Origin of the sequence: Streptomyces sp. NPDC058701, from assembly GCF_042715295.1 — a bacterium.
In the GTDB taxonomy this organism is placed as follows: Bacteria; Actinomycetota; Actinomycetes; order Streptomycetales; family Streptomycetaceae; genus Streptomyces.
Window position 1 is genome coordinate 101756 of sequence record NZ_JBHXSY010000001.1, and the last position, 7989, is coordinate 109744.

Below are 7989 nucleotides of genomic sequence, written 5' to 3' on the forward strand. Positions count from 1 at the left end.
CCCTGGGCGTCGTCTGCCACGAAAGCGTTCGGACGACAGGCTCACGACCAGCCCATGCACATGTCAATGGGGCCTACCGAAAGGGGCCCCCACGATCACTCGTGCGGGCCCCTCGGGGTGTGCGTGCGCCGACTGCGGCGCGGCCGCTTAGCCGGCCATGTTGTCGGCCATCTCCTCGCTGAGGTCCAAGTTCGACTCGGTACCCGGGATCCCGAGGTCCTGGGCCCGCTTGTCGGCCATGGCCAGCAGCCGGCGGATCCGGCCCGCGACCGCGTCCTTCGTCAGCGGCGGGTCGGCGAGCGCGCCCAGCTCCTCCAAGGAGGCCTGCTTGTGCTCCATGCGCAGCCGGCCGGCCGCGGCGAGGTGCTCGGGGACCTCCTCGGCGAGGATCTCCAGCGCACGCTGCACGCGGGCTCCGGCGGCCACCGCGGCGCGCGCCGAGCGGCGCAGGTTGGCGTCGTCGAAGTTGGCGAGGCGGTTGGCGGTGGCGCGCACCTCGCGCCGCATCCGCCGCTCCTCCCAGGCCAGCACCGACTCGTGCGCGCCGAGCCGGGTGAGCAGGGCCCCGATCGCGTCGCCGTCGCGGACCACGACCCGGTCCACGCCGCGCACCTCGCGCGCCTTGGCGGCGATGGAGAGCCTGCGGGCGGCGCCCACCAGGGCCAGGGCGGCCTCCGGGCCGGGGCAGGTGACCTCCAGGGAGGAGGAGCGGCCCGGCTCGGTGAGCGAGCCGTGGGCCAGGAAGGCGCCGCGCCAGGCCGCCTCCGCGTCACAGGTGGCCCCGGAGACCACCTGGGGCGGAAGACCCCGGATGGGGCGTCCGCGGCCGTCCACGAGGCCCGTCTGGCGGGCCAGCTGGTCACCGCCGGCCACGACCCGGACCACGTACCGGCTGCCGCGGCGCAGACCGCCGGGGGCCATGACGACCAGGTCCGAGGAATGGCCGAAGATCTCCAGGATGTCCTTGCGCAGTCTTCGCGCGGCGATGCCCGTGTCGAGCTCCGCCTCGATGACGATGCGGCCGCTCACCAGGTGCAACCCGCCCGCGAACCGGAGGATCGCCGAGACCTCGGCCTTCCTGCAGCAGGTCCGGGTCACGGGCAGACGAGAGATCTCGTCCTTCACCGCGGGCGTCATCGCCATGGGCCGATCCTTCCATGCATCCGAAAAATACGGTCGTACGCGGCGGCCAGCAGCTCCGGATCGTGCTTCGGAGAGCCGTCCTGCCTGGCCACGGGAGCCAGCTCGACCGCGGCGCCGAAGCGTTTCGCGGCATCGGCGAGGGACTCGCGGTCGGGTACGGCGGCCTCGTCGGCCAGCACCACGTCCAGGGCGAGTTTAGGGGCGTGTCGGGCCAAAACCTCCAAATGACGCTGCGGAGAGAAGCCCTCTGTTTCACCGGGTTGCGGCGCGAGGTTCAGCGACAGGACCCGCCGGGCCTTCGTCTCGACCAGCGCGTCGAGCAGTTCCGGCACCAGCAGGTGCGGGATCACGGAGGAGAACCAGGAGCCGGGTCCGAGCACCACCCAGTCGGCGTCCAGCACCGCGGCCACCGCCTCCGGCACGGCCGGCGGGTCGCTCGGCACCACCTGGACGGAGAGCACCTCGCCGGGGGTCAGGGCCACCGTGGCCTGCCCCCGTACGGTGTCGACGTCCTCGGGGCGGTCCGGATCGTGGCCCTTGACCAGGGCCTGGAGCTCCAGCGGTACCGCCGACATGGGCAGCACCCGGCCCTGCGCCCCGAGGAGCCGGCCGACCAGGTCGAGGGCCTGGACGGGGTCGCCGAGCTGCTCCCACAGGGCGACGATCAAGAGGTTGCCGACCGCGTGCCCGTGCAGGTCCCCCTCGGACTGGAAGCGGTGCTGGATGACGCGGGCCCAGGTCTGCCCCCAGTCGTCGTCGCCGCACAGCGCGGCCAGCGCCTTGCGCAGGTCGCCGGGGGGCAGCACGCCGAGCTCCTCCCGGAGCCGGCCGCTGGAGCCCCCGTCGTCGGCGACGGTGACCACGGCCGTGAGGTCACCGGTGATGCGGCGCAGGGCGGCGAGCGAAGCCGACAGGCCCTGGCCGCCGCCGAGGGCGACCACCTTGGGAGCGGCGCCGCGCCGACGGCCGGAGCGGCCCGCGCCGTCCTCGCCCCGTCCCGGGGTGAGGCGGCGCAGACGGCTCAGCCGGGGGGTCCGTGAGGTCACTCGCGCCCCATGTCCCGGTGGACTACGACGGTCTCGACTCCCTCGGAGGCGAGGCGGGCTGCGAGCTTCTCGGACATGGCCACGCTGCGGTGCTTGCCGCCCGTGCACCCGACCGCGATGGTCACGTACCGCTTGCCCTCGCGGCGGTAGCCGGTGGCGATGAGCTGGAGCAGCTCGGTGTAGCGGTCGAGGAACTCCTTGGCGCCGGGCTGGCTGAAGACGTACCCCGACACCTCCTCGTTGAGCCCGGTGAAGGGGCGCAGCTCCGGGACCCAGTGCGGGTTGGGGATGAAGCGGCAGTCGACGACGAGGTCGGCGTCGACGGGGAGGCCGTACTTGTAGCCGAAGGACATGACGGTCGCCCGCAGCTCGGGCTCCTCGTCGCCGGCGAACTGGGCGTCCATCTTGGCGCGCAGTTCGTGCACGTTCAGGCTGGAGGTGTCGATCACCAGGTCGGCGTCGCCCCGCAGCTCGCGCAGCAGGTCGCGTTCGGCGGCGATGCCGTCGGTGATGCGACCGTCGCCCTGGAGGGGGTGCGGGCGGCGGACCGACTCGAAGCGGCGGACCAGCGCGTCGTCGGAGGACTCCAGGAAGACGATGCGCCGGGTGACGCCCTTGCTGTCGAGGTCCGCGAGGGACTCGCGCAGGGCGTCGAAGAACTGGCGGCCCCGGACGTCGACGACGACGGCGATGCGCGCCACGTTGCCCTGGGAGCGGGCGCCGAGCTCCACCATGGTGGGGATCAGCGCCGGCGGGAGGTTGTCGACGACGAACCAGCCGAGGTCCTCCAGACACTTGGCCGCCGTACTGCGGCCGGCCCCGGACATGCCGGAGATGATCACCAGCTCGGGGATGGCCGCCTCGGCGGTATCTCCGGGCTCCACTGTCGTGCCCGTACTCACCTGTGCTCCGTCTCGGTCGTGCGTGGTCTCGTGCTCGGTCATTGCTCGGTCCCCCGTTCGGACGATGCTCCCGCGGGCGCGGGTGCCTCATCCTCAATGATCTCTCCTGTGGCCGTGTTGACCGCAGGGCCGGCGGGCACCGCTCCGGCGAGGGCCGCGGCCACGGTCTCGGCCGTCTTGCGGCCTATGCCCGGGACCTCGCAGATCTGGTCGATTGTCGCCTGTCTCAGCTTTTTCACCGAACCGAAGTGTTTGACCAGGGCCTGCTTGCGGCTCTCGCCGAGGCCGGGCACCTCGTCCAGCGGCCCGGACGTGAAGCGCTTGCCGCGCTTGTTGCGCTGGTACTGGATGGCGAAGCGGTGGGCCTCGTCGCGGATGCGCTGGAGCAGGTACAGGCCCTCGCTGGTGCGGGGCAGCACGACCGGGTCGTCCTCGCCCGGCAGCCAGACCTCCTCCAGCCGCTTGGCCAGGCCGCACACGGCGACGTCGTCGATCCCGAGCTCCTCCAGAGCCCGCTTGGCAGCGGCCACCTGCGGCTGGCCGCCGTCGACCACGACGAGCTGGGGCGGGTAGGCGAAGCGCTTGGGCCGCCCGTCGTCCTCCGGGCCGGCCGCCCCGGCCGCCGCGCCCGCGCCGTCGGCGTCCTCGGGGGACCACTCGCCCGTCTTGAGCTTCTCCTGGAGGTAGCGGCGGAAGCGGCGGGAGACCACCTCGTGCATGGAGCGAACGTCGTCCTGCCCCTCGAAGGTCTTGATCTGGAAGCGGCGGTACTCGCTCTTGCGCGCCAGGCCGTCCTCGAAGACGACCATGGAGGCCACCACGTCGTCGCCCTGCAGGTGGGAGATGTCGAAGCACTCGATGCGCAGCGGCGCGCCGTCCAGGTCCAGGGCTTCGGCGATCTCCTCCAGGGCCCGGGAGCGGGTGGTGAGGTCGCTGGCGCGCTTGGTCTTGTGGAGGGCGAGGGACTGCAGGGCGTTGCGGTGAACGGTCTCCATCAGGGCCTTCTTGTCGCCGCGCTGCGGGATGCGCAGGCTGACGTTCGAGCCGCGGCGCTCGGCGAGCCACTGGCTCAGGGCCGGCGCGTCCTCGGGGAGGGCCGGGACCAGCACCTCCTTGGGCACGGCCTCGCCCTTCTCCTCCCCGTACAGCTGCTGGAGGGCGTGCTCGACGAGTCCGGCGGTGTCGACGGCCTCGACCTTGTCGGTGACCCAGCCGCGCTGGCCGCGGACCCGGCCGCCGCGTACGTGGAAGATCTGCACGGCGGCTTCGAGCTCGTCCTCGGCGACCGCGACGAGGTCGGCGTCGGTGGCGTCGGCGAGCACCACGGCGTTCTTCTCCATGGCGCGGCGCAGCGCACCCATGTCGTCGCGCAGCCGGGCGGCCTTCTCGTACTCCATCTCCTCGGCCGCCTCGTGCATCTGCCGTTCGAGGCGGGAGAGGTAGGTGCCGGTGCGGCCGGCCATGAAGTCGCAGAAGTCGTCGGCGAGTTCGCGGTGTTCCTCGGGGGTGACCCGGCCGACGCAGGGCGCGGAGCACTTGCCGATGTAGCCGAGGAGGCAGGGGCGGCCGATCTGCGCGGAGCGCTTGAAGACCCCGGCGGAGCAGGTGCGGACGGGGAAGACGCGCAGCATCAGGTCGACGGTCTCGCGGATGGCCCAGGCGTGCCCGTACGGGCCGAAGTAGCGCACGCCCTTCTTCTTGGGGCCGCGCATGACCTGGACCCGCGGGTACTCCTCGTTGAGGGTGACGGCGAGGGAGGGGTAGCTCTTGTCGTCCCGGTACTTGACGTTGAACCGGGGGTCGTACTCCTTGATCCAGGAGTACTCCAGCTGGAGCGCCTCGACCTCGGTGGAGACGACGGTCCACTCGACGGAGGCGGCCGTGGTCACCATGGTGGCGGTGCGGGGGTGCAGGTTGGCGACGTCCTGGAAATAGCTGCCGAGCCGTTGGCGCAGGTTCTTGGCCTTCCCGACGTAGATCACCCGGCGGTGCTCGTCGCGGAATCGGTAGACCCCCGGGGAGTCGGGGATCTGTCCCGGCTTGGGGCGGTAGCTGGAAGGGTCGGCCATGCCGCCCACCCTACTTGCGCCCGCCGACAACGGGCCGTACGCCCGGACCCCCGGCGGGGGCGCCAGGTGTTCGGGGCGCGGGCGGCCCGATCCCGGCGGGACACGGCGGGACACGGCGGGTCCTGCGGGACACGGCGGGACACGGCGGGACACGGCGGGGTCCGGCCCCCGGTTCGGGAGCCGGACCCCGCGCGCGGGGTTACGCCGCGGCGGCGGTGCGCCGCCGGGAGCGTGCCAGGGCCAGTGACCCCGCACCGCCCAGCGCGAGCGCCCCGGCTCCGGCGACCAGTTCCACCGGAACCCCTGCGGACCCGGCGGGCGAGGGGGCCTCGTCGAAGCCCCCCGCCATGCCCCCCTCGGCATAGGCCGAGCCCGGCAGCTTGTTCCCGTACGCCTGCACGACCCGCGACCGGTAGCCGTCGAGGCTGGTGCCCCCGGCGCCCACGGCCCGGACCGCGTCCTCGTCCAGCGGCAGCACCCTGGTGCCGCCGGTGACGTACCAGGCGTCGATCTGCGGCTCCCGGAACACGGTCCCGCCCGGGAGCTTCGCGGCGCCGAGGCGGGCGTAGCGGAACTCGTCGTCCCCGGTGGCGATGTTCACCACCTGCCAGCCGGCCTCCGTACGGGCGGTCCACAGGGCGGCCCGCTGCCCGTCGGCGGAGACGGCCTCGCTGGCGAGGAACTCCAGGCGGGCCACCGGCGCCCCCGCCTTCCCCGCGACGAACTCCGGGGAGAGGTGGCTGACCGGGATCGCCGCGCCCTCGACCCGGGGCCGTACGGCGGCGGCCGCGATCCTTCCCTCCCGGGCGAAGAAGCGGGAGAGGGTGGCCAGGGTCTCGGGGGCGGTGGCCGCCCGGTCGGCGGCGGCCAGGACCTCGGCGGTGGCAGCCCCGGGCTGCGGCACGGGAGCGGCGGCGGCCTGTCCGCCGAGGCCGAGGAGGGCGGTGGCCGCGAGGACCGCGGCGGCGGCTGTGGCGCGCAGGGTCATGGCGCTCACGCCCCGATCCGGTAGAGGGAGTGGGTCCAGGAGAAGGTGCTGTTGTTCACGTACCAGGCGTGGGAGGCCCAGTTGTAGCGGTCGCTGGAGGGCCACGGGTCGCCCCAGTAGACCCAGTTGCTCGCGGTGTCGTAGCCGTAGACGACGTGCATGTGGCCGCCGCCGTTGGACCACTGGATCCGGGTCTCGATCGGGCGGTTGGCGTTGATCTCGGTCTGGACGGTGGAGTACTGCAGCCAGCCGGTCACGTAGGAGCCGGGGTTGACACCGGCCCAGCGCAGGCCGGTCTGGACGTTGCCGAGGGTCGCCTGGTTGTTGGGGCATTCGGAGCCCTGCTGGCGGTTGAAGGCGGCGTTGCAGAACTGGTTCTGGGTGTGGCTGCGGCCGAACCAGGCGGCGATGGTGTTGCCGCCGGCGGCCCAGCACCAGTTGGTCTTGACCTGCGCCTGCATGGTGATGTTCAGGCGCTTGGTGGCGAGGGCAGCGCTCGCGCTGTCCGTACCGGCGCCGACGGCGGTGGCGGTGCCGGTACTGAAGGACAGGGCGAGGAGCAGGGCGGTGAGGAGGGCGGCCGGGTACGGCCACCGCTTTCTGTTGCGCATCGCGTTCCTCCCGAGGCGGGGATGTGGGGGTGGAGGAGCGCGTCCGGACGCTGTGGAGGAGCATCGGGGTGTTGTCGCGATCAGGTCAACACGCTTCAATACGCGGTGACATTGCAGTGTGAATGGTGGGACTGCGGTGTGAACGGTTGCTGTCGTTTCACCTGGTCCCCCGGAGCCACCGGCTCAGGCCCCGCTCCGACGCGTGTGAACGTTCACAGAGGAGTCGCCATGCGACCGGCCGGGGACACGGCGGATATCGGACACCTGCTGCGCGCCGGACCGTTCCACCTCGCCCTGCGCGCCGCCCTCGCCGCCCGCGGTCTTCCGCTGCACCGCGTGCAGCACCGGCTCGCGGCGCGCGGCATCAAGGTCGGCGTCACCAGCCTCAGCTACTGGCAGCAGGGCGCCCGGCGGCCCCGCCACCCGGAGTCCCTGCGGGCCGTCGCCGCCCTGGAGCAGATCCTGGAGCTCCCGGAGGGATCCCTGTCACGCCTGCTCGGCACGCCGGAGGCGGCCGCAGGCCCGGCCCGTCCGGCCTCCCGCTCGTACCGGGCCCTGGTCGGGGTGGGCGCGACCGTGGAGCAGCTGCTGGAGGGGATGGAACTGCCGGCCGACGGCGGGCTGCACTCCGTCGGCCACCACGAGCGGGTGCGCATCGGCGCCGCCGGGGAACTGCGGTCCCGGGAGTCCCAGCAGATCGTCCGGGCCCACCGCGACGGGGTCGACCGCTACCTCGCCGTCCACCACGGCGATCCGGGCTGCGACGCCTCCCGGGTGGGCGTGACGGCGTACGAGAACTGCCGCACCGGCCGCGTGCGCCGCCACCCGGCGGCCGGGGTCGTGGTGGCCGAGCTGCTGTTCGACGCCCGGCTGCGGTGCGGGGACACGTACGTCTTCGGGTACGGCGTCGAGGACGGCACGGGCACCCGCAGCGACGAGTACGTGCGCGGCTTCAGCTACGCGGGCGGGCAGTACATGCTCCAGGTCCGCTTCGACGAGGCGGCCCTGCCGGTGCGCTGCCGGCGCTTCGCCCGCAGCGGCCCGCAGGCACCGCGCACCGGCTTCGCGGACCTGACCCCGAGCGGCCGCCACCGGGCCGTGCACCTGCTGGAGCAAGGCGTGCGGCGGGGCATCCTCGGCATCGCGTGGGACTGGGACTAGACGGTTCGGCGCGAACTCCGGCGAAGCCGACGGGACCGTCTTCGTCAGCCCGGACGGCCTCGAAGGCCG

7 protein-coding genes are annotated in these 7989 nt (G+C 73.0%); 1 reads left to right on the forward strand and 6 read right to left on the reverse strand.

Translation table 11 applies throughout. The features are described 5' to 3' along the window. Positions 1 to 147 precede the first annotated feature (147 nt). The 6 genes from whiA to ACFWW8_RS00525 all read right to left on the reverse strand — a co-directional run bounded on the left by whiA (position 148) and on the right by ACFWW8_RS00525 (position 6759). A complete protein-coding gene (whiA, locus tag ACFWW8_RS00500) occupies positions 148 to 1143 on the reverse strand; it encodes a DNA-binding protein WhiA (RefSeq protein WP_267722317.1) in 996 nt (331 codons plus the stop codon). Beyond that, a complete protein-coding gene (gene yvcK / locus ACFWW8_RS00505) occupies positions 1134 to 2189 on the reverse strand; it encodes a uridine diphosphate-N-acetylglucosamine-binding protein YvcK (RefSeq protein ID WP_386521631.1) in 1056 nt (351 codons plus the stop codon). The genes whiA and yvcK overlap by 10 nt, the downstream gene beginning before the upstream one ends. Further along, positions 2186 to 3133 (reverse strand): RNase adapter RapZ, encoded by a 948-nt coding sequence (gene rapZ / locus ACFWW8_RS00510; protein WP_267722314.1) that lies wholly within the window; start codon positions 3131 to 3133, stop codon positions 2186 to 2188. The genes yvcK and rapZ overlap by 4 nt, the downstream gene beginning before the upstream one ends. After that, entirely contained in the window at positions 3130 to 5160 is a 2031-nt protein-coding gene (gene uvrC, locus ACFWW8_RS00515) for an excinuclease ABC subunit UvrC (protein WP_386521634.1), read from the reverse strand. Before uvrC ends, rapZ begins: the two co-directional genes overlap by 4 nt. A gap of 199 nt (positions 5161 to 5359) precedes the next feature. After that, positions 5360 to 6148, reverse strand: coding sequence for a hypothetical protein (locus tag ACFWW8_RS00520; RefSeq protein WP_386522190.1), 789 nt, complete (start codon positions 6146 to 6148; stop codon positions 5360 to 5362). Positions 6149 to 6153: 5 nt separating this feature from the next. Beyond that, complete coding sequence (locus ACFWW8_RS00525; protein WP_386521637.1) at positions 6154 to 6759, reverse strand: papain-like cysteine protease family protein; 606 nt, start codon at positions 6757 to 6759, stop codon at positions 6154 to 6156. Positions 6760 to 6987: 228 nt separating this feature from the next. Between ACFWW8_RS00525 and ACFWW8_RS00530 the strand changes: the two genes are divergently transcribed. Further along, entirely contained in the window at positions 6988 to 7920 is a 933-nt protein-coding gene (locus tag ACFWW8_RS00530) for a hypothetical protein (protein ID WP_386521639.1), read from the forward strand. Positions 7921 to 7989: the final 69 nt, after the last annotated feature.